23 protein-coding genes are annotated in these 25,952 nt (G+C 74.1%); 15 read left to right on the forward strand and 8 right to left on the reverse strand.

Annotated elements, in window-relative coordinates; translation table 11 throughout:
* The first annotated feature begins 16 nt into the window (after positions 1-16).
* From ACFRAV_RS05075 to nudC, 3 genes are all read left to right on the forward strand, one after another.
* A complete protein-coding gene (locus ACFRAV_RS05075) occupies positions 17-3,736 on the forward strand; it encodes a UvrD-helicase domain-containing protein (protein ID WP_382551739.1) in 3,720 nt (1,239 codons plus the stop codon).
* Between the two features lie 10 nt (positions 3,737-3,746).
* On the forward strand, positions 3,747-5,150 hold the full coding sequence (locus tag ACFRAV_RS05080) for a dipeptidase (protein ID WP_382551740.1): 1,404 nt from the start codon (positions 3,747-3,749) through the stop codon (positions 5,148-5,150).
* Between the two features lie 208 nt (positions 5,151-5,358).
* Positions 5,359-6,261, forward strand: coding sequence for an NAD(+) diphosphatase (gene nudC, locus ACFRAV_RS05085; RefSeq protein WP_382551861.1), 903 nt, complete (start codon positions 5,359-5,361; stop codon positions 6,259-6,261).
* 28 nt (positions 6,262-6,289) lie between these two features.
* Here the strand turns inward: nudC and ACFRAV_RS05090 are convergent, their stop codons facing one another.
* The 3 genes from ACFRAV_RS05090 to ACFRAV_RS05100 form a co-directional block, all read right to left on the reverse strand.
* Entirely contained in the window at positions 6,290-7,096 is an 807-nt protein-coding gene (locus ACFRAV_RS05090; protein WP_382551742.1) for a hypothetical protein, read from the reverse strand.
* A complete protein-coding gene (locus ACFRAV_RS05095; RefSeq protein WP_382551743.1) occupies positions 7,093-8,040 on the reverse strand; it encodes a MerR family transcriptional regulator in 948 nt (315 codons plus the stop codon). The genes ACFRAV_RS05090 and ACFRAV_RS05095 overlap by 4 nt, the downstream gene beginning before the upstream one ends.
* Before the next feature lie 115 nt (positions 8,041-8,155).
* Complete coding sequence (locus tag ACFRAV_RS05100; RefSeq protein ID WP_351114854.1) at positions 8,156-8,413, reverse strand: mycoredoxin; 258 nt, start codon at positions 8,411-8,413, stop codon at positions 8,156-8,158.
* A 192-nt stretch (positions 8,414-8,605) separates the two neighbouring features.
* Between ACFRAV_RS05100 and ACFRAV_RS05105 the strand changes: the two genes are divergently transcribed.
* The 4 genes from ACFRAV_RS05105 (at position 8,606) to ACFRAV_RS05120 (ending at position 12,308) form a co-directional block, all read left to right on the forward strand.
* Positions 8,606-10,831: an ATP-dependent DNA helicase UvrD2 gene (locus ACFRAV_RS05105; RefSeq protein ID WP_382551746.1), complete on the forward strand. Its 2,226-nt coding sequence runs from the start codon at positions 8,606-8,608 to the stop codon at positions 10,829-10,831.
* Positions 10,832-11,017: 186 nt separating this feature from the next.
* Entirely contained in the window at positions 11,018-11,443 is a 426-nt protein-coding gene (locus ACFRAV_RS05110) for a hypothetical protein (protein ID WP_382551748.1), read from the forward strand.
* 164 nt (positions 11,444-11,607) lie between these two features.
* Positions 11,608-11,976, forward strand: coding sequence for a WhiB family transcriptional regulator (locus ACFRAV_RS05115; RefSeq protein ID WP_382551750.1), 369 nt, complete (start codon positions 11,608-11,610; stop codon positions 11,974-11,976).
* Positions 11,973-12,308, forward strand: a complete 336-nt coding sequence (locus tag ACFRAV_RS05120) for a hypothetical protein (protein ID WP_351114860.1) — start codon at positions 11,973-11,975, stop codon at positions 12,306-12,308. The genes ACFRAV_RS05115 and ACFRAV_RS05120 overlap by 4 nt, the downstream gene beginning before the upstream one ends.
* A 183-nt stretch (positions 12,309-12,491) precedes the next feature.
* Here the strand turns inward: ACFRAV_RS05120 and ACFRAV_RS05125 are convergent, their stop codons facing one another.
* Positions 12,492-13,829, reverse strand: coding sequence for an ABC1 kinase family protein (locus ACFRAV_RS05125; RefSeq protein WP_382551752.1), 1,338 nt, complete (start codon positions 13,827-13,829; stop codon positions 12,492-12,494).
* Entirely contained in the window at positions 13,822-15,045 is a 1,224-nt protein-coding gene (locus ACFRAV_RS05130; protein WP_382551754.1) for a ThiF family adenylyltransferase, read from the reverse strand. Before ACFRAV_RS05130 ends, ACFRAV_RS05125 begins: the two co-directional genes overlap by 8 nt.
* Positions 15,046-15,304: 259 nt before the next feature.
* Between ACFRAV_RS05130 and ACFRAV_RS05135 the strand changes: the two genes are divergently transcribed.
* From ACFRAV_RS05135 to ACFRAV_RS05150, 4 genes are all read left to right on the forward strand, one after another.
* Complete coding sequence (locus tag ACFRAV_RS05135; RefSeq protein ID WP_351114865.1) at positions 15,305-15,910, forward strand: M48 family metallopeptidase; 606 nt, start codon at positions 15,305-15,307, stop codon at positions 15,908-15,910.
* Positions 15,911-16,020: 110 nt separating this feature from the next.
* Entirely contained in the window at positions 16,021-17,694 is a 1,674-nt protein-coding gene (locus tag ACFRAV_RS05140) for a TerD family protein (protein WP_382551756.1), read from the forward strand.
* An 11-nt stretch (positions 17,695-17,705) separates the two neighbouring features.
* Positions 17,706-18,386: an AIM24 family protein gene (locus ACFRAV_RS05145; RefSeq protein ID WP_351117660.1), complete on the forward strand. Its 681-nt coding sequence runs from the start codon at positions 17,706-17,708 to the stop codon at positions 18,384-18,386.
* 18 nt (positions 18,387-18,404) lie between these two features.
* Positions 18,405-19,160 (forward strand): AIM24 family protein, encoded by a 756-nt coding sequence (locus tag ACFRAV_RS05150; protein WP_382551758.1) that lies wholly within the window; start codon positions 18,405-18,407, stop codon positions 19,158-19,160.
* A 103-nt stretch (positions 19,161-19,263) separates the two neighbouring features.
* Here the strand turns inward: ACFRAV_RS05150 and ACFRAV_RS05155 are convergent, their stop codons facing one another.
* Both ACFRAV_RS05155 and ACFRAV_RS05160 read right to left on the reverse strand, forming a co-directional pair.
* On the reverse strand, positions 19,264-19,794 hold the full coding sequence (locus ACFRAV_RS05155; RefSeq protein WP_382551760.1) for an NUDIX hydrolase: 531 nt from the start codon (positions 19,792-19,794) through the stop codon (positions 19,264-19,266).
* Positions 19,791-21,311, reverse strand: coding sequence for a zinc-dependent metalloprotease (locus ACFRAV_RS05160; protein WP_382551761.1), 1,521 nt, complete (start codon positions 21,309-21,311; stop codon positions 19,791-19,793). Before ACFRAV_RS05160 ends, ACFRAV_RS05155 begins: the two co-directional genes overlap by 4 nt.
* 194 nt (positions 21,312-21,505) lie before the next feature.
* Between ACFRAV_RS05160 and ACFRAV_RS05165 the strand changes: the two genes are divergently transcribed.
* From ACFRAV_RS05165 to ACFRAV_RS05180, 4 genes are all read left to right on the forward strand, one after another.
* Entirely contained in the window at positions 21,506-22,636 is a 1,131-nt protein-coding gene (locus tag ACFRAV_RS05165) for an SDR family oxidoreductase (protein ID WP_351117656.1), read from the forward strand.
* A gap of 584 nt (positions 22,637-23,220) precedes the next feature.
* A complete protein-coding gene (locus ACFRAV_RS05170) occupies positions 23,221-23,691 on the forward strand; it encodes a molybdenum cofactor biosynthesis protein MoaE (RefSeq protein ID WP_351117655.1) in 471 nt (156 codons plus the stop codon).
* Positions 23,692-23,876: 185 nt separating this feature from the next.
* Positions 23,877-24,059, forward strand: a complete 183-nt coding sequence (locus tag ACFRAV_RS05175; protein ID WP_108954472.1) for a hypothetical protein — start codon at positions 23,877-23,879, stop codon at positions 24,057-24,059.
* A 107-nt stretch (positions 24,060-24,166) separates the two neighbouring features.
* The gene (locus tag ACFRAV_RS05180; protein ID WP_382551764.1) at positions 24,167-25,261 is read left to right on the forward strand and encodes a PDZ domain-containing protein; all 1,095 of its coding nucleotides are present in this window, start codon (positions 24,167-24,169) and stop codon (positions 25,259-25,261) included.
* 24 nt (positions 25,262-25,285) lie between these two features.
* On the opposite strand, the gene ACFRAV_RS05185 is transcribed toward ACFRAV_RS05180, so the two are convergent.
* The gene (locus ACFRAV_RS05185) at positions 25,286-25,828 is read right to left on the reverse strand and encodes a PPA1309 family protein (protein WP_351117653.1); all 543 of its coding nucleotides are present in this window, start codon (positions 25,826-25,828) and stop codon (positions 25,286-25,288) included.
* Positions 25,829-25,952 lie beyond the last annotated feature (124 nt).

Raw genomic sequence — 25,952 nt, forward strand, 5'->3', positions numbered from 1 at the left:
GGGTTAGCCTCGAAGCGTGTCCGACCCTCGCATCACCGACCCCGAGCAGCTCAAGGAGCTGCTCGGCATTCCGTTCACCCCGGAGCAGCTGGCGTGCATCACGGCGCCGCCCGCGCCGCAGGTGATCGTCGCGGGAGCGGGGTCGGGGAAGACGACGGTGATGGCCGCCCGGGTGGTGTGGCTCACCGGCACGGGGCAGGTCGCGCCGGAGCAGGTGCTCGGGCTGACCTTCACCAACAAGGCCGCCGCCGAGCTGTCCGAGCGCGTCCGCAAGGCGCTCGTGAAGGCCGGGGTCACCGACCCGGACGCCTTCGAGCCCGGGGCCGGGCCGGAGGAGGGCGCCGGCGAGCCGCTGATCTCCACCTACCACTCCTTCGCCGGACGCCTCCTCACCGACCACGGCCTGCGGATCGGCCTGGAGCCCAGCGCGAGACTGCTCGGCGGGGCCGCCCGCTACCAGCTCGCGGCCCGCGTGCTGCGCGAGGCGCCCGGGCCCTACCCGTCGCTGACCGGCACCTTCGCCAACCTGATCCGGGACCTGCTCACCCTGGAGGGCGAGCTCTCCGAGCACCTGGTCACGCCCGAGCGGCTCCGGGCGTACGACGCGGAACTGCTGGCCGAGCTGGCGGACGCCAAGCTCACCAACGACGACCTGCGCAAGGTCCCCAGGGCCGCGGCGGCCCGGCGCGAGCTCGCCGAGCTGGTCGGACGGTTCCGGAAGGCCAAGCGGGAGCGGGATCTGGTCGACTTCGGCGACCAGATCGGGCTCTCCGCCGAGCTGGCGCGCGGCCGCCCCGAGGTCGGCGCGCTGCTGCGCGACCAGTACCGGGTGGTGCTGCTCGACGAGTACCAGGACACCTCGGTGGCCCAGCGGATCCTCCTCTCCGGCCTGTTCGGCGGCGGTACGGGCCACCCGGTGACCGCGGTGGGCGACCCCTGCCAGGCGATCTACGGCTGGCGCGGCGCCTCGGTGGCCAACCTGGACGACTTCCCCGAGCACTTCCCGCACGCCGACGGCACCCCGGCGACCCGCCTGTCGCTGAGCGAGAACCGGCGCAGCGGCGGCCTCCTCCTCGACCTGGCCAACCGCATGGCCGCCCCGCTGCGGGACATGCACGAGGGCGTCGAGGCCCTGCGCCCCGCCCCGGGCGCCGAGCGGGACGGCCGGGTGCGCTGCGCGCTGCTGCGGACCGCCGTGGAGGAGACGGACTGGATCGCGGACTCCATCGCCCATCTGGTGGCCACCGGGACGCCCCCCGGAGAGATCGCCGTGCTGTGCCGCCGCACCGCCGACTTCGCCCCGCTGCACGCCGCCCTGGTGTCCCGGGACGTCCCGGTGGAGGTGGTGGGCCTGGCCGGTCTGCTCGACCTGCCGGAGGTCGCCGACCTCGTCGCCACCTGCGAGGTGCTCCAGGACCCGGGCGCCAACGCCTCCCTGGTCCGGCTGCTGGCCGGGCCGCGCTGGCGGATCGGCCCCCGCGACCTCGCCCTGCTCGGACGCCGGGCCCGCCTCCTCGTGGCGCGCGGCGGCCACGACGACGAGGACCTGGAGCGCCGCCTGGTGGCGGCCGTCGAGGGGACCGACCCGGCGGAGGTGATCTCCTTGGCGGACGCCCTGGAGACCTTCGTCGACCCGTCCCTGGGCGGCGACCACGACGGGCTGCCGTTCTCCGCGGAGGCGCGGGTGCGGTTCGCCCGGCTCGCCGCCGAGCTGCGGGACCTGCGGAGGTCGCTGTCCGACCCGCTGATGGACGTCCTGCACCGCGTCCTCGCGGTGACCGGTCTGGAGGTCGAGCTGTCCGCCTCGCCCGGCGCGCTCGCCGCCCGCCGCCGCGAGACGCTCGGCAACTTCCTCGACACGGCCGCCTCCTTCGCCGCCACCGCCACCGCCGAGGACGGCCGGGCCACCCTCCAGGCGTTCCTGGGCTTCCTGCGGGCCGCCGCCGAGTTCGAGAAGGGGCTGGACAACGCCCTGCCCGGCGGCGAGAACACGGTCAAGGTGCTCACCGCGCACAAGTCCAAGGGCCTGGAGTGGGACGTGGTCGTGGTGCCGGGCCTCGTCCAGGGCGGCTTCCCCGACGCCAAGGGCCAGGACCGGTGGACCGCCCAGGGCCGGGTCCTGCCGCACGCCCTGCGCGGCGACGCCTCCACCCTGCCGGACATCGCGTCCTTCGACGCCAAGGGCATGAAGGCCTTCAAGGCGGCGACGGACGAGCACCACCGGACCGAGGAGCTGCGGCTCGGATACGTCACCTTCACCCGTCCCCGCTCGCTCCTGCTCGGCTCCGGCCACTGGTGGGCGCCGGCCAGGACCCGCCCGCGCGGGCCGTCCGCGTTCCTCAAGGCGCTGTACGAACACTGCGAGGCCGGGCACGGCGAGATCGAGGTCTGGGCGGACGGGCCGGAGATGGACGAGAAGAACCCCGTCCTGCACAGCGGCGGCGCCGAGCACGCCTGGCCGCTCCCGCTCGACGAGGAGGCGGCGCGCCGCCGCCGCGCCGCCGAGCGCACCGTTCTCGCGCACCTGGAGCGGGCCGCCTCGGGCGCCGCCGAGCCCGACGAGGCGGCGCACGCCCACCACCCCGACTGGCCTCCGCCGCCGGACGACGAGGACCTGCCCCCCGATCCGTACGACGACGCCCTCCCCCCGGACCCGCACGACGACACCCTCCTCCCGGGCCCGTACGACCACGACCCCGTGCCGCCGGACCTGTACGACGACCGCGACACCCTGCCGCCGGACCCGCACGAGCACGACCTGCCGCCGGACCCGTCCGGCCGGGACCCGCAGCCGGATCCGTACGGCGGCGACGACCTGCCCGCGGACCGTGACGGCGACACGCTGCCCCCCGCACGGCCCGCCCCGTTCGTTCCGCACCAGTTCGCCGAGCCGCTCACGCCCGAGGAGGCGCGCGCCGTCGCGTCCTGGGACCGCGACCTCGACGCACTCGCCGAGGAGCTCCTGATCGCCCGGCAGGCGGTGACCGAGGTGCGGCTGCCCGCCTCCCTCACCGCCACCGAGCTGATGCGTCTGCACGAGGACCCGGACGGCTTCGCCCGCGAGCTGGCCCGCCCCATGCCGCGGCCGCCGCAGCCGGCCGCCCGCCGCGGAACCCGGTTCCACGCCTGGGTGGAGTCCCGCTTCGAGGCGCTGCGGCTGCCCATGCTGGAGCCCGACGAGCTGCCCGGCACGGACGCCGAGATCGAGGACGAGCGTGACCTGGAGGCGCTCAAGGAGGCCTTCGAGCGCACCGAGTACGCCCGCCGCACGCCCTACCGCGTCGAGGCGCCGTTCCAGCTGGGCCTGGCCGGCCGGGTGGTGCGCGGCCGGATCGACGCCGTCTACCGCGTGACGGAAGAGAAGGAAGACACGGAAGACACGGAGGGGCTGGAAGGGGAGGAGGCGGCCGCCGAGGAGGTCCGGTACGAGATCGTGGACTGGAAGACCCACCGCGCCCCCACCGCCGACCCGCTGCAGCTCGCCGTCTACCGGCTGGCCTGGGCCGAGCAGCAGGGCGTGCCCGTGGAATCGGTCACAGCGTCCTTCCTGTACGTCCGCACCGGCGAGGTGGTCCGCCCGGCGGATCTGCCCGGCCGGGCGGAGCTGGAACGCCTCCTGACAGGGGACGATCCGGAGGAATCCGGCGAAGGCGGAGCGTTCGAGGCGGCCGGAGTGTCCAGTTCCACTGGCTCCGGGACTCCTTCACCCCATCGGCCCACGGGTTCGGCCGGATAGGGTCAAAGATATGAGCGAGACCTTGGACAGCGCCGTCCAGACGTACATCGAGCAGCACCGCGCCTCGTTCCTCGAGGAGCTCTCCCAGTGGCTCCGCATCCCGTCGGTCTCGGCCCAGCCCGAGCACGCCGGTGACGTGCGGCGCAGCGCCGACTGGCTGGCGGGCGCACTGAAGGAGACGGGCTTCCCGGTCGTCGAGGTCTGGGACACACCGGGCGCCCCGGCCGTCTTCGCCGAGTGGCCCGCCGAGGAGCCGGACGCCCCCGTCGTGCTGGTCTACGGCCACCACGACGTGCAGCCCGCCGCCCGGGAGGACGGCTGGGACACCGACCCGTTCGAGCCCGTCGTCAAGGACGGCCGCCTGTACGCGCGCGGCGCCGCCGACGACAAGGGCCAGGTCTACTTCCACACGCTCGGGGTCCGCGCCCACCTCGCCGCCACCGGCCGCAGCTCGCCCGCCGTCCACCTGAAGCTGCTGGTCGAGGGCGAGGAGGAGTCCGGGTCGCCGCACTTCCGCGCCCTCGTCGAGGAGCGGGCCGGGCGGCTCGCCGCGGACGCCGTGATCGTCTCCGACACCGGCATGTGGTCCGAGGACACCCCCACCGTCTGCACCGGCATGCGCGGCCTCGCCGAGTTCGAGGTGCGCCTGTACGGCCCCGACCAGGACATCCACTCCGGCTCCTTCGGCGGCGCGGTGCCCAACCCGGCCACCGCCGTCGCCCGGCTGGTCGCCGCCCTGCACGACGCGGACGGCCGGGTCGCGATCCCCGGCTTCTACGACGGCGTCGTCGAGCTGACCGGCCGCGAGCGCGCCCTCTTCGCCGAGCTGCCCTTCGACGAGGAGCGCTGGCTGCGCACCGCCAAGTCGCACGCGGCCTCCGGCGAGGCCGGCTACACCACGCTGGAGCGCATCTGGGCCCGCCCGACCGCCGAGGTCAACGGCATCGGCGGCGGCTACCAGGGCGCCGGCGGCAAGACGATCGTCCCGTCCTCGGCGATGGTCAAGCTGACCTTCCGGCTGGTCGCCGGACAGGACACCGCACGGATCGAACAGCTGGTCCGCGACTGGGTCGCCGAGCGGATCCCGGCCGGCATCCGGTACGAGATCGAGTCCGGCGGCGCCACCCGCCCCTGCCTCACGCCGCTGGACCACCCGGCGCTGCAGTCCCTGGCCCGCGCCATGGGCCGCGCCTTCCGGCAGCCGATCCGCTTCACCCGGGAGGGTGGCTCCGGCCCCGCCGCCGACCTCCAGGAGGTGCTGGGCGCCCCGGTGCTGTTCCTCGGCATCTCGGTGCCGTCCGACGGCTGGCACGCGCCCGACGAGAAGGTCGAGCTGGACCTCCTCGTCAAGGGCGTGGAGACCACCGCGTACCTCTGGGGCGACCTCGCGGAGAGCCTGCGCGATGCCCGCTGACACCACCGACGCCCAGGCCGCCGCCGCAGGCGGGCCGGCCGCATCACAGGGGGAGCCCGAACCCGCCGTGACCGCATCGACCACCGAACGCGCCGCCGACGACCCCGCCGGTCAGGACCACCCCGCCGGCGACACGACCGCCGCCGGCGACACGACCGCCGCCGGCGACACGACCGGCTCCGGCGGCCTCGCCGGGCCGCCGGTCGCGCTGACCGCGCCCTCCGGCATCGACCGCGCCGCCCACCACCGGCTCGACGAGGCCTGGCTCGCCGCCGCCTGGAGCCACCCCACCACGCGCTGCTTCGTCGTCTCCGGCGGACAGGTGCTCATCGACGAGACGCCGGACGGGCGCACCGAGCTGGTCACCACGCCGTCGTTCGAGGCGCCGCTCACCGAGGCCCACCGCTACTTCCTCGGCACCGACGAGGACGGCGTGCGCTACTTCGCCCTCCAGCGGGACTCGCTGCCCGGCCGCATGGACCAGTCGGCGCGCCCGGCCGGGCTGCGCGAGGCCGGCCTGCTGCTGTCCGACCGGGACGCCGGGCTGATGGTGCACGCGGTGGCGCTGGAGAACTGGCAGCGGCTGCACCGGTTCTGCTCCCGCTGCGGCGGCAGGACGGTCATCGCCGCGGCCGGGCACGTGCGGCGCTGCCCCAAGTGCGGGGCGGAGCACTACCCGCGCACCGACCCCGCGGTCATCATGGCCGTCACCGACGACGACGGCCGCATCCTGCTCGGACGCCAGGTGCACTGGCCGGAGGGCCGCTTCTCGACCCTCGCCGGGTTCGTGGAGCCGGGCGAGTCCATCGAGGCGGCGGTACGGCGCGAGGTCTTCGAGGAGGCCGGCGTGATCATCGGCGACGTCTCCTACGTGGCCAGCCAGCCGTGGCCGTTCCCCTCCAGCCTGATGCTCGGCTTCATGGCGCGGGCGACCACGACGCACACGCAGGTCGACGGCGAGGAGATCAGCGAGGCACGGTGGTTCTCCCGCGACGAGCTCACCGCCGCCTTCGCCTCCGGCGAGGTCCTCCCGCCCTACGGCATCTCCATCGCCGCGCGGCTCATCGAGAACTGGTACGGCCGCCCGCTGCCCACCCGGGCCGCCGCCTGACGTTTCCGGCAGGGTGAGGCCGCCGCGCTCAGGCGGCCTCACCGTGCGGGCGCAGCGCACCGACCAGCGCCGCGTACAGCGCGTCCGGCTCGTCCGCGTGGAACCGCACCACCCGGACCGCCCGCCCGCCGCCCAGCAACCGCGGCGCCCGCACCGCCTCCCTCAGCTCCAGCACGATCGACGTCTGCGAGCCGACCGGGAGGTTCAGCTCCCCCTCCGTCTCGGCGTGCGCGTACGCCGACCGGCGCCGCACCGACGCGATCCGCTCCAGCGGTATCGCCAGGTCCAGGTGCGCCCCGCTGCGCACCCGCAGCACCCCGCCGCCCAGCACGTGCGGCCGGACCACCGCCGCCGCCCGCAGACCCAGCAGGAACAGCACCGTCTGGACGTCGAGCACCAGCACCACCGCGTGCGCGGCCGGCCAGTCGGCCAGCAGCACCGACAGCCCCACCGTCTCGACCAGGCAGACGAAGAGCAGCCCGTACATCATGGCCGCGTCACCCCGCGCGTGGCCGAACGCCACGTCCCCCTCCCGCAGGCCGTGGCGTGCCCGCCGCACCCACAGGAGCAGGCTCTGCCACAGCCGCAGCTCGTGCCCGGCCAGCCGCAGCACCGGCTCGGGCACCAGCTCGCCCGCCGCCTCACGCCACGACAGCCCCGCGCGCCGCAGCCGCAGCAGCGCGACGGCCTCCGCCATCAGCAGCGCCGCCACCGTGATCTCCGCGGCCACGAGCAACGGCGGCGGCACGTCCACCCCGGCCGCCAGGCACACCACCGTCAGCAGCTCCGCCGGCACCACCGCCCAGGCGACCCGCCGCAGCCACCGCCGGCTCACGGCGCACCCGCCGCGCCCGGCGCGCCTGCCGTGCCTGGCGCGCCTGCCGTGCCTGGCGCACCCGCCGCGCCTGCCGTGTCCGCCGTACCCGCCGCGCCTGGCGTACTCGCCGCATCTGCCGTACCTGCCGCGCCCGCCGCGCGCTCGTCCGGCCGCCGTGTCGGCGCTCGTTGCGGAGAAGCCGCCCGCGCACGGCGCACGGCCACCGCGAGGCCGTGCCGGAGCGCCTCCCGCTGCGCGGGGGACAGCCCCGACAGCAGCGTCTCCGCGCTCGCGGCGTCGGGCTCCGCACCGCCCCACTCGACGAGGAGCTCCGCGGGGAGCAGGTCCGCCATCAACTCGCCGGTCTCCGCGACCCGCGGGTCGTCCGGCGGGACGTCCAGCAGCGCGTCCATCCGCCGGTAGAGCTCGTGCGACCGCTCCACGACCTCCGGCCGCGCGGTCATCGCCCCCAGTGCCTCCACCAGCCGGTCACGCTGCTGTGCCGGCATGACCGTGTCGAGCAGCGCCAGCACCTCCCGGTCCAGCGCCGCCGTCGGCGACCCGGCCGGCCCGTCGAGGGAGGCCAGGAGACCGGCCAGCCGCGGTGACAGGGGGCCCTCGGAGGTGAGCCGTCCGGCCCGGGCGTCCACCAGGACCTCCGCGAGCCGCTCCCGGCGTTCGCGGATCAGCCGTTCCTGCCGCGCCAGGTCGTCGTCGAGCTCCTCCAGCACCTCGGCCAGTTCACGGTCGGCGTCGTCGGCGAGGACGTCCCGCACCTCGTCGAGGCCGATTCCCAGCTCGGTCAGCCGCCGGATCCGCGCCAGCAGCGCGGCATGGCGCAAGGTGTACCGCCGGTACCCGTTGGGGTCCCGCTCCGGCTCCGGCAGCACCCCGACGTGGTGGTAGTGCCGCACGGCGCGGGTGGTCACCCCGACCAGGGCGGCAAGCTCTCCCGTTCGCATACGGCCAGTAGAAACCCTGACGCTGCGGCAGGGTCAAGCGACGGGCGGCGCCGGACACGCGAGACCCCCGCCGGCGGCCGGGGACGGCCGGGACGGGGGTCTCGGGAGAGCGGGGTCAGGCGCCGAGGGCCTGCTTGACCTGGGCCAGGCTCGGGTTGGTCATCACGACCGCCTCGCCGCCCGCGGAGGGCACGACGCGGACCGTCGGCACGACCTGGTTGCCGCCGTTCACCTTCTCGACGAAGAGCGCCGACTCCGGGTCCTGCTCGATGTTTATCTCCTCGTACGCGATGCCCTCACGGCTCAGCTGGCTCTTCAGCCGGTGGCAGTAGCCGCACCACGTGGTGCTGTACATCGTCACAGTGCCGGGCATGGGCTTCGCGCTCCTCGGGGAGATGGGGTACGGCAGTCGCACGACGGTCTGTCGCACCCGGTGAACGTCCCGTGCACGGCCGGCATTCCCGCCGTCCCGCTCCAGGTGAGCTACACCGCATTCGTACGACGAATACCCGTGCCCTGTGGACGGCCGCCTCATCCGCACCGGGCGACCTGGCAGCATGGCGGGGTGACACCAGCAACGCACTCCTCCCTCTTCCCCGCCGTCCCGGACTCGGCCGACGCGGTGCTGGAAGGGCTCGACCCCGAGCAGCGGGCCGTGGCCACCGCGCTGCACGGGCCGGTGTGCGTCCTGGCCGGTGCGGGCACCGGCAAGACCCGCGCGATCACCCACCGCATCGCCTACGGCGTGCGCGCGGGCATCCTCCAGCCCTCCACCGTCCTCGCCGTCACCTTCACCAACCGCGCGGCCGGCGAGATGCGCGGCCGGCTCCGCCAGCTCGGCGCGACCGGCGTGCAGGCCCGCACCTTCCACGCGGCGGCGCTGCGCCAGCTCCAGTACTTCTGGCCCAAGGCGGTGGGCGGGGCGCTGCCCCGGATCGTGGACCGCAAGATCCAGGTGGTCGCCGAGGCGGCCGCCGGCTGCGGGATCCGGCTCGACCGCGGCGAGCTGCGGGACGTCACCGCGGAGATCGAGTGGGCCAAGGTCACCCAGACCGTCGCCGCCGACTACGCGGCCGCCGCCGCCAAGGCCGGGCGGGAGGCCCCCCGGGACCCGGCGGAGATCGCCCGCGTCTACGACCTGTACGAGGAGCTCAAGCGGGACCGCGGCGTCATCGACTTCGAGGACGTCCTGCTGCTGACCGTGGGCATCCTCCAGGACCGTCCGGACATCGCCCGCGAGGTCCGGGCCCAGTACCAGCACTTCGTCGTCGACGAGTACCAGGACGTCTCCCCGCTCCAGCAGCGCCTGCTCGAACTGTGGCTGGGGGAGCGGGAGAACATCTGCGTGGTCGGCGACGCCGGCCAGACCATCTACTCGTTCACCGGGGCCACCCCCGACTACCTGCTCGACTTCCGCACCCGCCACCCGGGCGCCACCGTGGTCAAACTGGTCCGCGACTACCGGTCCACGCCCCAGGTGGTGCGGCTCGCCAATGGCGTGCTCGGCCGGGCCACCGGCCGGGCCGCCGACCACCGGCTGGAGCTGGTCTCGCAGCGTCCGGCCGGGCCCGAGCCCGGATTCGCCGAGTACGCCGACGAGCCCTCCGAGGCGGAGGGCGCCGCCCGCGCCATCCGCCGGCTGATCGCCTCGGGCGTCCCGGCGGGCGAGATCGCCGTGCTGTTCCGGACCAACGCCCAGTCCGAGACCTACGAGCAGGCGCTCGCCGACGCCGGTGTTCCCTACCAGTTGCGCGGCGCCGAGCGGTTCTTCGAACGCCAGGAGGTCCGCCAGGCCGTCCACCAGCTGCGCGCCGCCGCCCGCTTCGGAGGGAACGACGCGCTGCTCGGGGACGCCTCCGACCTGCCCGGCCAGGTCCGCGCGGTGCTCTCCGGCCAGGGCTGGACGCCCGCGCCGCCGGCCGGCTCCGGGTCGGCCCGCGAGAAGTGGGAGTCGCTGGCCGCGCTGGTCCACCTCGCGGAGGGCTTCGCAGCGGCCCGGCCGCAGGTCACCCTCGCGGACCTGGTCGCCGAACTCGACGAGCGCGCGGCCGCCCAGCACGCCCCGACGGTCCAGGGCGTCACCCTGGCCTCCCTGCACTCGGCCAAGGGCCTGGAGTGGGACGCCGTCCTCCTGGTCGGCGTGGCCGAGGGGATGATGCCGATCACCTATGCCCGCACCGACGAGCAGATCGAGGAGGAGCGCCGCCTGCTCTACGTCGGCGTCACCCGGGCGCGGGAGCACCTGCAGGTCTCCTGGGCCTTGTCGCGGTCGCCGGGAGGCCGGCCCAACCGGCGGCCCAGCCGTTTCCTGGACGGCCTGCGCCCCGGCAGCGGCTCCGCGGCGGGTGCCCGCCCGGGCCTCGGGGGCGCCGGCGGCGTCGAGTACGGCACCGCGGCGGCGGAGGGCGCGGACGGGGTCCGGGCGGCCGCTCGCGCCGAGCGGGCGGCGCCCCGGCGGACGCGGCGCACCGTGGCCCGCTGCAAGGTCTGCGGGCGCACGCTCACCGACGCCGGCGAGATGAAGCTGATGCGCTGCGAGGACTGCCCCTCCGAGATGGACGAGGGCGTCTACGAGCGGCTGCGGGCCTGGCGTGAGGTGCAGGCGCGCCGCAGCGGGCAGCCGGCCTTCTGCGTCTTCACCGACAAGACGATGATCGCCATCGCCGAGACGGTGCCCGAGGACCCGGTGGAGCTGGCGCGGATCCCCGGCGTCGGCATGCGCAAGCTGGACCGCTACGGGGCCGACGTGCTCGCCATTTGCGCCGGTCAGGACCCGCCGGAGGCGGACTGAGCGGCTCCGCGACCCACCGTTGCGAAGTCGTCGCAAAAATAGTTTGCGCCCGCCGTGTGATCCCCCATAGGTTCTAGACCACGGAAACACGAAGCCTCCAAAAAGGCTTCCGTTCCGTGCTGTACTGACGTCTGTATCCGCCGGACCGTTCGCGGTCCCCCAAGACGCCGAGAGGAGGCGATTGAAGTGATCAGCAAGACCAACACCACCGGCATCAGCACCACCCGTGCCTTCGGCACCGCCGCTCTGGAGAACGATCATCTCGTCGCCTCGCTGTGCGCTCTCGACGCCTTCGACCGCGGCACCGGTGTGTCCGCCTCCGTGCTGTCCGGCTCCGACGTCACCGGTCTCGGCTCCGGCCTGGTCGGCGGCGGTCTGGCCAAGGGCGGACTGCTGCTCGGCGCCCCGGTCTTCGGCAGCCGGTCCGAGTCGGCCTACGTGGGCATTTTCGTCCGCGAGGAGCGACCGACCAAGGCACTGGAAGCAGGAGTGGCGAAGGCTCAGGCCTTCGGCTACGCGGCGGCCGGTGCCGGTAAGCCCCAGCAGACGATGAACCACCCCCAGACGATGTGGGCCCTCCGCGGGCCGGAACCCTGGAGCGATCCAGCCTGATTTCTCAGGCCGGCGCCTTCAGGGCCGCGGAACCCCATCAGGGATCCGCGGCCCTTCTGTTTTCCCTGATCAGGGAGACGGACCGAAGGACCTCGGGACAAGAGAACAACCGGTACCCACCACCGGCCGACCGGCCGGACGACACCAGACGAGGAAGAAACCCCGTGCAACTCGAAGCGCACGCCCCGTCCGTACCGCCTTCCGACACCACTTCCCCGCCCGGCCTCACGGAGGACCTTTCCTTGACTCCGCTCATCACCCTGACCGCTCTCGACGACGCCATCGAGGGCCTCGGCGCCCCGGTCCCGTGCCGCTCCAACGACCCCGAGGTCTTCTTCGCCGAGTCCCCGGCCGACGTCGAGTACGCCAAGTCGCTCTGCCGCACCTGCCCGTTGGTCGACGCCTGCCTCGCCGGCGCCAAGGAGCGTCGCGAGCCCTGGGGCGTCTGGGGCGGCGAGCTGTTCGTCCAGGGCGTCGTGGTGGCCCGCAAGCGGCCGCGTGGCCGCCCGCGCAAGAACCCGGTCGCGGCATGACCGGCCCCCGCACCATCGACGCTCCCCACACGCACGATCCCCGGAAACAGGCCCCGATGAAGCTGTCCGCCTTCGAGCAGCCCGCAGGCTCCCTGCCTGCCACCACCCGAGACTTCCCTTACACCGGCGCGCCCGAGGTGCGTCAGAACAGGACCCGAGAAATGCAACTCATCCCAGAAGCCCTCGCGCGTGCGCATATGCACGAGCGGATGCGCGAGGCCGAGCTCGCTCGGCCCGGGCTCCGCATCCTCGCCGCGCGACGGATGCAGCGGCGTGCCGAGCGCGCGTCGATGCGCGCCCGGCGTGCACTGGCGCTCGCCGTGATGCAGTAACCATCGCGACCGCCGCGACCGTCCCGCCGCCTCACCGCGGCGCGACGGCGCGACACGCGAACGGCGCGACGGCGCGACATGCGAACGGCGCGACGGCGCCGTGAGGCGGTGACGACGGGGCCGCTCCCTACGGGGGCGGCCCCGCAGTGCGTCGCCCCCCTGGGGCGCGGGGTACCGCCCCTCTCACTCCGCCGGGGCGAACCCCGGGAGCCACGACTCCAGTTCGTGCCGCAGACGGACCGTGGCGCCCAACTGGCACAGGACGCCGATGGTGCTCAGCGTCACGCGGTGTATCAGCAGGTACGACGGCGGCAGGTTGAGCCGCTTCCCCAGCTGGTGGGCGGGCGACCGCGGGTCGGCGAGGCGGCCCGCCTGCCCCCGCAGCCATCCCCGGCTGAAGGTGAACTCGGCGACCCGCGCCGGCTCGATGATCGGCATCAGGTAGTCCAGCACCGCCTCCGGATCGAGCTCGACGGTCTTCTTCACGAAGCCCTCCGCGCACAGCCGGGCATGGACCGCCTCGGCCTCCCCGTCCAGCGCCATCCACAGGGCCTCCCCGATGGGCGCGGGCAGCCCGCCCGGCAGCCGGTCCACCGTGCCGAAGTCCAGGACGCCCAGCCGCCAGACCTCCGGATCGTCCGAACCCTCGGTCAGCAGACGGAAGTTGCCCGGATGCGGATCGGCGTGCAGGAGCCCGGTGCGCGCCGGACCGGAGAAGAGGAAACGGGCCAGCAACTGCCCGGCGCGGTCCCGCTGTTCCTCGGTGCCGTCGGATATGACCTCCGAGAGGGGCGTGCCGTCGATCCACTCGGTGACCAGCACCTGGTCGCAGTGGTGGACCACGGCCGGCACCAGCACGTCCGGGTCACCGGCGAACTCCTCGGCGTGGGCCTGCTGGGCCTCGGCCTCCAGGCCGTAGTCCAGCTCCTCGCAGACCCGCTCCCGCAGCTCGGTGATCAGCGGCTTGACGTCGATGCCGGGCACCAGCGGTCCCAGCAGCCGTGCGAACCGGCCGAGTTGGGTGAGGTCGGAGATCAGCGCCTCGCCCGCGCCCGGGTACTGCACCTTCACCGCCACCTCCCGCCCGTCCTGCCACACCGCGCGGTGCACCTGGCCGATGGAGGCGGCCGCCGAGGGGGTGTCGTCGAACTTCTGGAAGAGATCCCGCCAGTCCTCGCCCAGGCGCTCGCGCAGCACCGCGTGGACCGTGCGGGTGGGCATCGGCGGAGCGGCCTCCTGGAGCTTGGTGAGCGCCGCCCGGTACGGACCGGCCAGCTCCTCCGGCAGGGCCGACTCGAAGACGGACATGGCCTGCCCGAACTTCATCGCGCCGCCCTTGAGTTCGCCGAGCACCTTGAACAGCTGCTCGGCGGTGCGCTGCTGGAGCTCACGGCCCACGATCTCGGCGGACTCACCGACGATCCGTTTGCCCAGCCCCCAGGTCACCCGGCCCGCGAGGCCCAGGGGGAGCGCGGCGAGTTTGGCGGTCCGGGTGACCGCCTTCCGGGGAAGATCAGACATGCGCCCTCCAAGTCCCGGGCCGACGCGTCCGGTTCGCCCGATGGCAGGACTCGGTCGACGGCCTCTGCTCAGCCATTGTGACCTGTGACTGCCCCGCCGCCCCGGACAGTTCCCGGACCGCCTGCCCCGCCGCCCCGCAGGGACAGTCCGGATGGGCGGCGACCTCCCGGGCACGCCAGCGCAGCGCGGGCAATGCGGACTCCCAGCGCACCCCCGCCGCGTGCGGCGCCCCGGCGGCGGAGAGGCCGTCGAGGAAGGCGAGGGCGTGCCCCGCGGCCGTCCCCGCGACCGCCGTGGCCAGCGCCACGTCGCAGGCGGGCGGCGTCCTCGGCCGGCGGGAGCGCCACTGCGCCAGGAGCCGGGGCCAGGTGGGGTCCCGCTCCACCCGCCACCGCTGCAGGCACTCGGCGCACGGCGTCTCGCCCGGCAGGACCAGCGGGCCCACCACGCCCGTCGCCTCCACCACCCCGGCGTACAGGTGCGGAATGCCGGCCGCCAGCAGGGGCTCGGAGTCGAGGGGGTCGGGGGAGTGGACGGCGAGGTCGTCCCGCGGGGTGAGCAGCACCAGCGCGTAGCCGGTGTCGTCACGGAACGGGCAGGGGGCGCCCCGGCGCGGCGGGCGCTCGGGGGCGGCGTCGCGGACCAGTCGGCGCGCGGCGTCGGAGCGGCGCTCGCCGACGGAGCCCGGCGGGAGGCCGCCGGGGGCCACGTCCCACGGTTCCACGCAGCCGCCGTCGCGCACGTCCACCTCACCCACGCCGGCCGCCGACAGCAGCGCGGCCAGGGCCGCGCCCACCCGGCCCACGCCGCGCACCTGCACGCGCAGCGCGCGGCGGGCCGCCAGCCGCCGCGCCGCGTCACCGGGAGCGGGCGCCGTCAGGGACAGGGAGGCGAGGTCGGAGCGGAGCCGGTCCATGGCGTGCGGGCGCTCGCGCAGCGTGTCGGCCCCCGCCCCGCCACCGGTGGCGTCGTCCAGCAGGCCCGCCTCCGAGAGACGCTCGACCAGCCGGTCGGCGTGGTCCTCCGATAGCCCCATGCGCACCGCCTCCTCGCGCAGCAGCCCCATGCCGCGGGTCCCGTTGAGCAGGTCGAGGAAGGTACCGGTCACCGTGTCCACCGGCCCGAGCGTCATCGCGTGCGCCGGGGTCATCCCGAACTGCACCGTGTCCAGATCGCGCCAGCCGCGACGGAGCGCGGGCTTGACCCTGGGATGCACGACGACCAACCCCTCACGGATGTGTGACCGAATCCACCGGAACCCCCCGACATGAACCGGATCGGGGCGGAACGACCCGGAACGGGCCGTCGACCGACAGCATGCCCCGATGTGCCGTACGGGCGTCGGGAGTTGTCCACAGGCACCAGGGATTTGTCGTACCGATCGGAAGAACGGCGGCCTGTGTCCGGTGTGGATGTCGTACCGGATGTCGGCGCGGACCGGGGACGTCGCCGGTCGCAGGCGGTAACGTCGAGGGGTGCCCTCCGACCCTTCCCCCAGTGCCTTCACGCAGCAGCGCGGTCCCTCGGGCGCGCCTCCCAGGGGTTCCTCGGCGGGCGCGGTGGAGGTCCGCAGGAGCACGCGCAGGCGCCGTACCGTCTCCGCGTACCGGGAGGGCGACCGCACCGTCGTGCTCATCCCGGCCCGCATGTCCGAGGCGGAGGAACGGCGCTGGGTGCGGGTGATGCTGGACAAGCTGGCCGCCCAGGAGAGCCGGCGCACCCTGGACGACTCCGACCTCGGCCGGCGCGCGGCCCTGCTCTCCGAGCAGTACCTCTCGGGCCGGGCCCGCCCGGCCACGGTCCGCTGGGTCACCAACCAGAACAGCCGCTGGGGCTCCTGCACGCCCGCCGAGGGCAGCATCCGGCTCTCCCACCGGCTGCAGGGCATGCCGGAGTACGTCGTCGACTACGTCCTGCTCCACGAGCTGGCCCACCTGCTGGTGCCCGGGCACGGCCCCGACTTCTGGCGGCTGCTGGAGACGTACCCCCGCACCGAGCGCGCCCGCGGGTACCTCGAAGGAGTGGTGGCCGCGGAACGGTTGCCGCATCTGCCCGCCGCGAGACCCGGCGAGTCGGACTGAGATCGTCCGCGTTTCGTAGCGGCTGTGTACCGAGGTGTCCGGTCCTGCGAATTCCGGGCTAGCCTGACCCAGCACCTTTCGGGAACGGGATGGGGGACGGGCGTACACGCATGGCCAGGGAATTCCAACGCGGCCACAAGGCCAAGATCAGTGATCTCACAGCGGGCACCGACCTCTACGTCGGCGTGCGGATCGAGGGGCCCGGGCTGGGCTTCGACATCAGCTGTTTCGGTCTGGACGCCGACGAGCGTCTCTCGGACGACCGCTACTTCGTGTTCTACAACCAGCCGAAGTCGCCCGAGGAGGCCATCCAACTGCTCGGCGAACAGGCCGGGGACACCCAGTCGTTCAGGGTGACGCTGGACCGCATGCCGTCGCAGATCCACAAGCTGTCGCTCACCGCGACCGTCGACGGCGCCGGGCAGATGTCGCAGGTCTCCTCCGGCTACGTCCGCATCGTCGCGGGCGGAGAGGAGGTGGCCCGGTACGCCTTCACCGGAGCCGAGTTCTCCACCGAGCGCGCCGTGATGCTGGCGGACCTCTACCTCAAGGACGTCTGGCGGTTCGCCGCCGTCGGCCAGGGCTTCGACGGCGGACTCGAGGCGCTGCTGCGCAACTTCGGCGGCGAGGTGGCCGACGAGGAACCCGCCGCGCCCGCCGCCCCGCAGGCGGCACCGGGCTTCGCCACCCCCGCGGCACCGGCAGCCCCGGCGTTCGGCGCCCCGGCGCCAGTGCCCGCCCAGCCGGCCCCGCCCGCCCCGGCCCCCGCGTTCGGCGCCCCGCCCGCGCAGCCGCAGGCCCCCGCGCCCGCCGCGGCGCAGCCCTCCGGCTACGGCTTCCCGCCGCCCGGACAGCCCGGTCAGACGCCGCCCGGCTACGGCCAGCCGCCCGGCGCGCCCGGCGCGCCGCCGATGCACGCCGCGCCGACCATGGCCGCCCCGATGGCACCTCCCGGCTACGGGCAGCCCCCGGCCGCCCCCGGCATGCCGCCGGCCCCGGGCGTGCCGGGAGCGCCGGGCGTTCCCGGCACGCCCGGTGTCCCCGGCATGCACGGCGCCCCCGGTGCCGCCCCCGGCATCCCGGGCCAGCAGACCTACCCCGGCACGCCCAACGCCCCGCAGACCCCGGGCGTCCAGGGCGCGCTGAGCCTGTACAAGGAGAAGCCCACCGGCCAGCGCTGGACCCAGCAGAACGAGAAGCTGGTCCGCGTCGACCTGAGCGTCGGCGGCCAGCCCGTCCTCGCCCGTCAGGGCAGCATGGTGCTGTACCAGGGCAAGGTCGAGTTCGGGTACAAGGGCGCCGGCTTCAGCGGCCGGATCGTCGGCAACGCCACCGGCCAGGAGATGCAGCTGATGCGCTGCACCGGCTACGGCCAGGTCTTCCTCGCCGAGGAGGCGGCCCACCTGCACACGGTGGAGCTCCAGGGCGACGCGCTGTGCGTCTCCGCCGAGAACGTGCTCGCCTTCGACGAGTCCCTCCAGTACGAGGTGCGCCGCGTCGAGGGTCACGGCATCCCCGGCGGCGCCCTGTTCACCATGCAGTTCCAGGGCACCGGCACGCTGGTCCTCAAGACCCACGGCGTCCCCGTGGTGCTGCCGGTCACCCCGACCACCTTCGCCGACGCCAACGCGGTGGTCGCCTGGTCGGCCGCCGCCCAGGTGATCGTCTCCAGCCAGGTGCGGATGCGGCGCAACGCCTACCCCGGCGACACCGGGGAGAGCGTCAACCTGCAGTTCCGGGGCGCGCCCGGGAACTTCATCGTCGTCCAGCCGTACGAGGTCTGAGGGAGCCCGTCATGAACCACCAGCTCGCGGGCCACGCCCCCGCACCCGTCGTCGCCCGCATGGAGAACCACGGGACCCACATGGCGAAGATCGCCATGCAGACCGGTCACGACCTGCTCGCCAGGGTCGGCTCCATGGTCGCCTACGAGGGCTTCGTGCAGTACGAGCCCAACCCGCCGGCCGTCCGGCAGATCGCCAAGGACTGGGTCACCGGCGAGGGCGCCGCGCTGATGCGCTGCCACGGCGACGGCATCCTCTACCTGGCGGACTACGGCGCCGACGTCGTCGTGATCAACCTCAACGGCGAGGCGCTCTCGGTCAACGCCACCAACCTGCTCGCCTTCGACGCCCACCTCAAGTGGGGCGTCGAGCGGGTCAAGGGCATGGCCAAGTTCGCCGGCCAGGGCCTGTGGAACACCAGGATCGAGGGCCAGGGCTGGGTCGCCATCACCTCCCGCGGCACCCCGATAGTGGTCGACTGCGGGGGCGGCGAGGACGAGACCTACGTCGACCCCGACTCGCTGATCGCCTGGTCCCCGAACCTCAAGGTGAAGGGCAAGCGCAGCTTCAAGGCGTCCTCGCTGATCGGCCGCGGCAGCGGGGAGGCCTTCCAGATGGCCTTCTCCGGCACGGGCATCGTCGTCGTCCAGCCGAGCGAGGACAGCACCGACCGTCTCCGGATCCGGGGCTGAGGGGGAGAACGACCGATCATGCAGAGCCCGATTTTCGCCTACAACGAGCAGCAGACCCAGGAGCACTGGAGCCTGCAGAACAGCCAGATGCTGCGCGTCCTGGTCGACGGCAACCGCGACGTCCTGGCCCGCAAGGGATCGATGGTTGCCTACCAGGGCCTCGTCGAGTTCGACGCCGAGTACCAGACGGGCAACCAGCGCAACGCCCGCCGCCGCACCGGCGAGGGCCTGGACCTCATGCGCTGCCACGGGCAGGGCACGGTGTACCTGGCCAACCTGGCCCAGTACATCCACCTGGTGGACGTCGACCAGGACGGCCTCACCGTCGACAGCTCCTACGTCCTGGCCATGGACTCCGCGCTGCACCACGAGGTCATCGCGGTCGACAGCCTCTACGGCATCTCCGGGTCCGGGAAGTACCAGCTCAACATTTCCGGCCGGGGCAAGGTCGCGCTCATGACCTCCGGCGCGCCGCTGATGCTCCAGGTCACCCCGGACCGGTACGTGAACGTGGACGCCGACGCGGTGATCGCCTGGTCGACCTCGCTGCGGGTTCAGATGCAGGCCCAGACCCACTCCTCGGGGGTCTGGCGGCGCCGCGGCAGCACCGGCGAGGGCTGGGAGCTCAGCTTCATGGGCACCGGCTTCGCGCTGGTGCAGCCCAGCGAGCTGCTCCCGCCGCAGAACGCCCAGATCGGCTCGGGCGTCGCCGCCCAGTTCGGCATGGGCCAGCAGGGTGCCCGGGCGCAGAACCAGAACAACGCCTGGAACTGACGGCACGGGAAAGGGGCGGCCACCGACACGGTGGCCGCCCCTTTCCCGTAAGGGCTCACGGGCTCACGGGCTCACGGGCTCACGGGCTCACGGGCTCACGGGCTCACAGCAGCGCCCGGGTCGCCTCCACCAGCCTGACCACCGAGGCGTCCGCGACCTCCGCCACCTCGTCGTACGGGAACCAGCGCAGGTCCAGCGACTCCTCGCTGATGGCCTCCACCGCCCCGTCCGGCGCGATCGCCGCGTACTGGACGTCCAGGTGCCAGGCGCACGGGGTGTGGTGGCGGTCCAGCCGCACCGGGGTGTCGCCGCCCAGCAGGCGCAGCCCGGGGATGCCGGACTCCTCCGTCGCCTCGCGCAGCGCCGCTCCGGCCAGGGTGGTGTCCCCGGGCTCGCAGTGGCCGCCCATCTGCAGCCACATCCGCAGCTTGCGGTGGAAGGTCAGCAGCACCCGGCCGCCCTCCGGGTCGATCACCAGCGCGCTCGCCGTGACGTGCCCGTCGGGACACTCGCGCCACATGCCGTCGGCGTGCTCGCCCAGGTGCTTGAGGTAGACCCGACGGAGCTCCTCCTGGGAGTCCGTCGCGGTCCGCAGGCCGTCCAGGACCTGGACGGCGTCGTCGTGCAGGGTCACTCGGAACCTTCGCCCTTCGGGTGGTCGTCGCCGGCCTCGCCCTTCGGGCCGGCCTCAGGGCCGTCCTGCGGCGAGCCGCCGTCCGCGTCCTTGCCCGGGCCGGAGCCCCGGACATCGCCGCCGGCGGCCTCACCGAGCATCTTGTCCCACTCGGAGAAGTCCATGTGCTCGCGGTGGACGAAGCCGTCCGGGTCGTCGAGGTCGGCGGCGTTGGGCAGCATGTCCGGGTGCGCCCACAGGGCGTCCCGGCCGTCCACACCGCGCGCGTCGGTCAGCGACGCCCACAGACGCGACGCGTCCCGCAGCCGGCGCGGACGCAGCTCCAGGCCGATCAGCGTGGCGAAGGTCTGTTCCGCGGGACCGCCCGAGGCGCGGCGGCGGCGCAGCGTCTCGCGCAGCGCGCCCGCCGAGGTCAGGCGCGGCGTGGCGGCGGCGTGCACCACCGCGTCCACCCAGCCCTCGACCAGCGCCAGCGCCGTCTCCAGGCGGGCCAGGGCCGCCTTCTGCTCCGGGGTGTCCTCCGGCTGGAACATGCCCTGCTGAAGGGCCTCCTGCAGCTGCTCCGGGTTCTGCGGGTCGAACTGGCCGACCACGTCCTCCAGCTTGGAGGTGTCCACCTTGATGCCCCGGGCGTAGCCCTCGACCGCACCGAACAGGTGCGACCGCAGCCACGGCACATGGGCGAAGAGCCGCTGGTGGGCGGCCTCGCGCAGGGCCAGGTAGAGGCGGACCTCCTCCAGCGGGACACCGAGGTCCTTGCCGAAGGTCTCGATGTTCAGCGGCAGCAGCGCGGCCTTGCCGGCCGGGCCGAGCGGCAGACCGATGTCCGTGGAGCCGACCACCTCGCCGGCGAGGACCCCCACCGCCTGACCGATCTGCGCGCCGAACATGGCGCCGCCCATCGAACGCATCATCCCGAGCAGCGGGCCCGCCATGGCCTGCATCTCCTCGGGCAGCACCTGGCCCATGGCCGTGCCGACACGCTCGGCGACCGGGTCGACGAGCTCCTTCCACGCGGGCAGGGTCGCCTCGACCCACTCCGCGCGGCTCCAGGCCAGCGTCGTCGCCGCACCCGAGGGCAGGGACGTCACGCCGTCCAGCCACAGGTCGGCGAGGCGCACGGCCTCCTCGACGGCCGAGCGCTCGGCGGGGCCGACGCTGGCGTCCTTCGTGCCGTCCGGCGCGCCCTGGGAGACCGCCTGGCGGGCGATCTGCTTGGCCATGTCCCAGTTCACCGGGCCGCCCTCGTAGGAGAGCATCTGGCCGAGCTGCTGGAAGGCGGCGCCCAGGTCGGCGGGGTTCATGCCACCGCCGGGCGGCATGGACCCGAAGGAGCCGAAGAGCGACGCGAACGGATTGTCCGCGCCACCGCCAAAGCCTCCTGCTCCGGGCGTGCCGAAACCGAACGGGTTCGCCGGTTCCTGCCCACCACCGCTCTGCTGGTCCTTCTTCTTGCCCTCGTCGCCGTCGTCCGGCTCCTCCGGCGGAAGGCCGAATCCGAATGGATTGTCACTCACGGGGTTCCTCGGCTGGTTGGGCCACCGGTCTTCCTCCGGCGGCGCGGCTGCCCGACATCACCACCCAGCGTAGACACCCCGGCCCGATAGAGCCTTGATGCTCCGCCGACCATCGGCCTGCGGCAGGATGGATGGCACCTGGTTCGTACACGCGGCACGCGCGTTCCTCTCGAGACAACCGCTGGAGACGCCTGGTGAGTTCCCCAGATCCGCAGGTTCGCGCAGCGCGAAACGCCCCGGCCGACGCGTCGTCGGCCCGACCCCCCGCCGGGCGGGGGCCCGTCGTGGCCGTCACCGGCGCGGCCTCCGGCGTCGGCGCGCTGCTGACCGAGCGGCTCGCCGCCTCGCCGGAGATCCGGCAGGTGGTGGCCCTGGACGAGCGACGCGGCGACTGCGCCGCCGCCCGGTGGCACGTCCTCGACATCCGCGACCCGGCCCTCGCCGAGCGGCTGCGCGGGGTGGACGTGGTCGTCCACCTGGCGGTCGACCTCGACCTGGAGACCGACCCGGCGGCCCGCACCGCCTTCAACGTGCGCGGCACCCAGACGGTGCTCACGGCGTCCGCCGCGGCCGGGGTGCGGCGGGTGGTGCTCTGCACCTCCGCCATGGTCTACGGCGCGCTGCCGGACAACGCGCTGCCGCTCGCCGAGGACGCCGAGCTGCGGGCCACCGCGGAGGCGACGGCCGTCGGCGACCTGCTGGAGATCGAGCGGCTGGGGCGGCGGGCCCCGCGCGCCCACCCGGGGCTCAACGTCACCGTCCTGCGCCCCGCCGTCCTGGTGGGCGGCGGCACCGACACGGCCCTGACCAGGTACTTCGAGTCGCCTCGCCTCCTCGTGGTGGCCGGGTCGCGGCCGGCCTGGCAGTTCTGCCACGTCGACGACCTGTGCTCCGCGCTGGAGTGCGCGGTGCTGGAGAAGGTCGAGGGGGAGGTGGCGGTCGGCTGCGACGGCTGGCTGGAGCAGGAGGAGGTCGAGGACCTCAGCGGGATCCGCCGGATGGAGCTGCCGTCCGCGGTGGCGCTGGGCGCGGCGGCGCGCCTGCACCGCATCGGGCTGACGCCCTCCCCGGCGGGCGACCTCGCCTACACGATGTACCCGTGGGTGGTCAGCGGCAGCCGGCTGCACGACGCGGGGTGGCGGGCGCGGTGGAGCAACGAGGAGGTGCTCGCCGAACTGCTCGCGGAGGTCGCCGGACGGCACACGGTCGCCGGGCGGCGCCTGGGCCGCAAGGACGCCACCGCGGCGGGTGCGGCGGGGGCGACGGTGGCCCTCCTCGGCACCGCGGCGGTCATCCGCCGCGCCCGCCGGGCCCGCCGCCGCTGACCCGCCTGCCCGCCTGCCCGCCCGGGGCAGAGGCGCCGATCCTCCTGCCCCGCCCGGGCCGGTAGCCGCTGCGCCCGGGTCCGCCCCGGCTCGGTGGGGGCTGTCCCGGGTCCGCCGGGGCTCGTGAGGCTGCCCCGGCCTGCCTAGGCCCGTGGCGGCTGCCCCGGCCGGCCCGGCCTGCCCGGCCTGCCCGGCCTGCCCGGCCCGCCGGGCCTGCTGCCGCTGACCCGGCCGGCCCGCCCGGGGCTGTCGGCGCCGACCTGCCCGATGCGCCCCCGGCGACCCGCTCGCGTCGACCGGGCGGGGGCGGCGGGGGCCGGCTCCCCCGTCGCCCCCGTCGCGCCGTCCGCGTGGTCGGCCGGCACAGTCGTGCCCGTCGCGCCGTCCGCGTGGCCGCCCCCGCGCCGCGGAACCGCGCGGGGGCCGTCCCGGCCGGGGCCCCGGCGGCGTGCAATCGCTGACCAGGGCGGACGGGCGGGTCGGGCCTTCCCGGCCGGGGCCCCGGCGGCGTGCAATCGCTGACCAGGGCGGACGGGCGGGTCGGGCCTTCCCGGTGGCGGGGCGCGTGGGGCACGATGGCGGGCATGGCTGACTCCACTTCCTCCGACGTCCACCCGGGTGAGCGCGCGGCGCAGCATCCGCTGAAGCTCATCGCGATCCGCGACACGCCGCTGTCGCTGGACGAGGTCTTCCGGGCCGTCGGCGACGACGCGGCCGGCGGGACCGCGCTGTTCGTCGGCACGGTGCGCAACCACGACGGCGGAGCGGACGTGGACGCGCTGGGATACTCCGCCCACCCCTCCGCCGAGACGGAGCTTCGGCGGGTGGCCGAGAAGGTCGCCGCCGACTTCCCCGTCAAGGCGCTGGCGGCCGTCCACCGTGTGGGTGATCTCGAGGTGGGCGACCTGGCGGTCGTGGTGGCGGTGTCGTGCCCGCACCGCGCGGAGGCCTTCGAGGCGTGCCGGCGGCTGATCGACGACCTCAAGCACGAGGTGCCGATCTGGAAGCACCAGCGGTTCAGCGACGGCACGGAGGAGTGGGTCGGCGCCTGCTGAGGCCCCGGCACGCCCCGCGCCAGCTTCGCACGCCCCCTCCCCAGGCCGCCCCCGCCCCGCGCGTCGCGCCGTCCGGCGCCGTCCTCCGGTTGCGTAACCGGGGGGTCGATATGAGCGTTGTCACAGTGGATGGTTAATCTGCTGATCAGTCAGTTGCAGTCGCTCATTCGGGTTGGGAGGTCGGCATGGCGGCTCTCGCCTGGTTGCTGATTCCGCTTGTGGCTGCGATCGGCGCGAGTCTGTGGGGCACCTGGGCCCTGCGGACCCGCAGGACCCGTGGGGACGGTCCCGAGCTCGTGGGATACGCCCGTTTCCGTGAGGCCATGGAGCGGTCGACGACGACCACCACCTCGGTCTCCGGTTCCTGACACGCGCCCCGTCCGGCACAAGCCGCACAAGGCCGGAGCACTGCCGGGGCAGCCCGTACGGACGGCCCCGGCGGTGCTCCGGCGGGGCGGTCCCGTACTGTCGTTCCATGCCACGCCGCACTGCGACGATGCTCGCCTCGACCCTGATGCTGATCGTGCTCCTGTGCGCGGGACTGGCCGTCCCGACCCAGTACTCGGAGATGACGCCCGGCCCGACGGTGAACACCCTCGGCAAGCACGACGGCGAGCCCGTGCTGCAGATCTCCGGCCACCGCACCTACCCCGCCGACGGTCACCTCAACATGACCACCGTGCGGGTCACCAGCCCGGACTACCGGCTGAACCTGGTGTCGGCGATGTACGGCTGGCTGGCCCACGACAACAGGGTGGTGCCGCACGACACGCTCTTCCCGGAGGGGCAGACCGAGGAGGAGTCGAGCCAGGAGAACGCCGAGGAGTTCAGCCAGTCCCAGGAGAGCGCCAAGGTCGCCGCCCTGCGTGAGCTGGACATCCCGGTCGAGTCCTGGGTGGTGGTCTCCACGGTCGTCAAGGACACCCCGGCCGAGGGTGTGCTGCACGCGGGCGACGTGATCAAGGCCGTCGACGGCACCCCGGTGAAGGAGCCGGGCGACGTGTCCAAGTTGGTGACGCGTCACAAGCCCGGCGAGAAGGTGGTCTTCACGATCGTGCCGGCCAAGGAGCAGGCGGCGGCCGAGCGCGAGGGGCGCAGGCCGAAGGGGACCGAGGACCTCACCCTCACCACGGCCAAGTCCAAGGACGAGGCCCAGCCGCGCGCCATCGTCGGCATCGCGGCCGGGACCGACCACACGTTCCCGTTCTCCGTCGACATCAAGCTCGCCGACGTCGGCGGCCCCAGCGCCGGCCTGATGTTCGCCCTCGGCATCTACGACAAGCTGACGCCGGGCAGCCTCACCGGCGGGGCGTTCGTGGCCGGGACGGGCACCATCGACGACGAGGGCGAGGTGGGCCCCATCGGCGGCATCAGCATGAAGACGCTGGGCGCGCGGTCCAAGGGGGCCAGGTACTTCCTGACGCCCGAGAAGAACTGCGCGACGGCCGCCGAGGACATCCCCGACGGCCTCACGCTGGTCAAGGTCGGCGACCTGGACGACGCCCTGGACGCCCTGGAGGACATCCGCGCGGGCCGCACCGCCGAACTCCCGCGGTGCGCGCGTCACTGATCGCGTCCAGGGGCGCCCCGGGCGTCAGTCCTCGAAGGTCGCCGAGAGCGCCTCGGCCAGGCCGGGAACCAGGCCCGCGCCGGTGAGCACCTCGGTGGCGGAGTCCTTCTCCCGCAGCCGCAGCGCCGACTCACGGGAACCGTCGCGCAGCACGGCGACCGTCATCCGCACCTCCTGACGCTGCGGGTGCTCGGCCACCCAACGGGCCAGCCCGGCGTCGTCGAGGCCGATGGGAACCTCGGCCTCCGCCGTCGGCGGCAGCATCAGACGCTCCACGGTGAGCGCGCAGCCGGCCACCGCGTCCGGCCAGGCGATGGTGGCGAGGAACTCGTCCAGCGGCTGAGAGGCCGGGATCTCATCCTGCTCGACGGGGGTGAGGGCGGCCGTCTCCGCCTCCTCCGGCAGACCCAGCTGGTCCGCGAGAGCGGGCTCCTGGGCGCGCAGCGAGGCGGAGTCGACGAGGGCGAAGAGGCGGGCGGGCTGGTCCCAGCCGAGGGTGGAGGCGTACTCGTCGATCTCGAGCACGGCCCGGGTGAGCGGGTTCGCCGCCATGGGGGTGTTGGACATGGTCACAATCCTGCCTGGTATCCACCCGTAATCGGGAACTGGGTAAAGCCTCGGTAAGTTGCATACGTGGGGACCCATGATGGACGGGTCCCCCCGCCGGGCCCGCGCGGACCCGACGGATACA

Source organism: Streptomyces sp. NPDC056600, from assembly GCF_042792855.1.
Classification (GTDB): Bacteria; Actinomycetota; Actinomycetes; order Streptomycetales; family Streptomycetaceae; genus Streptomyces.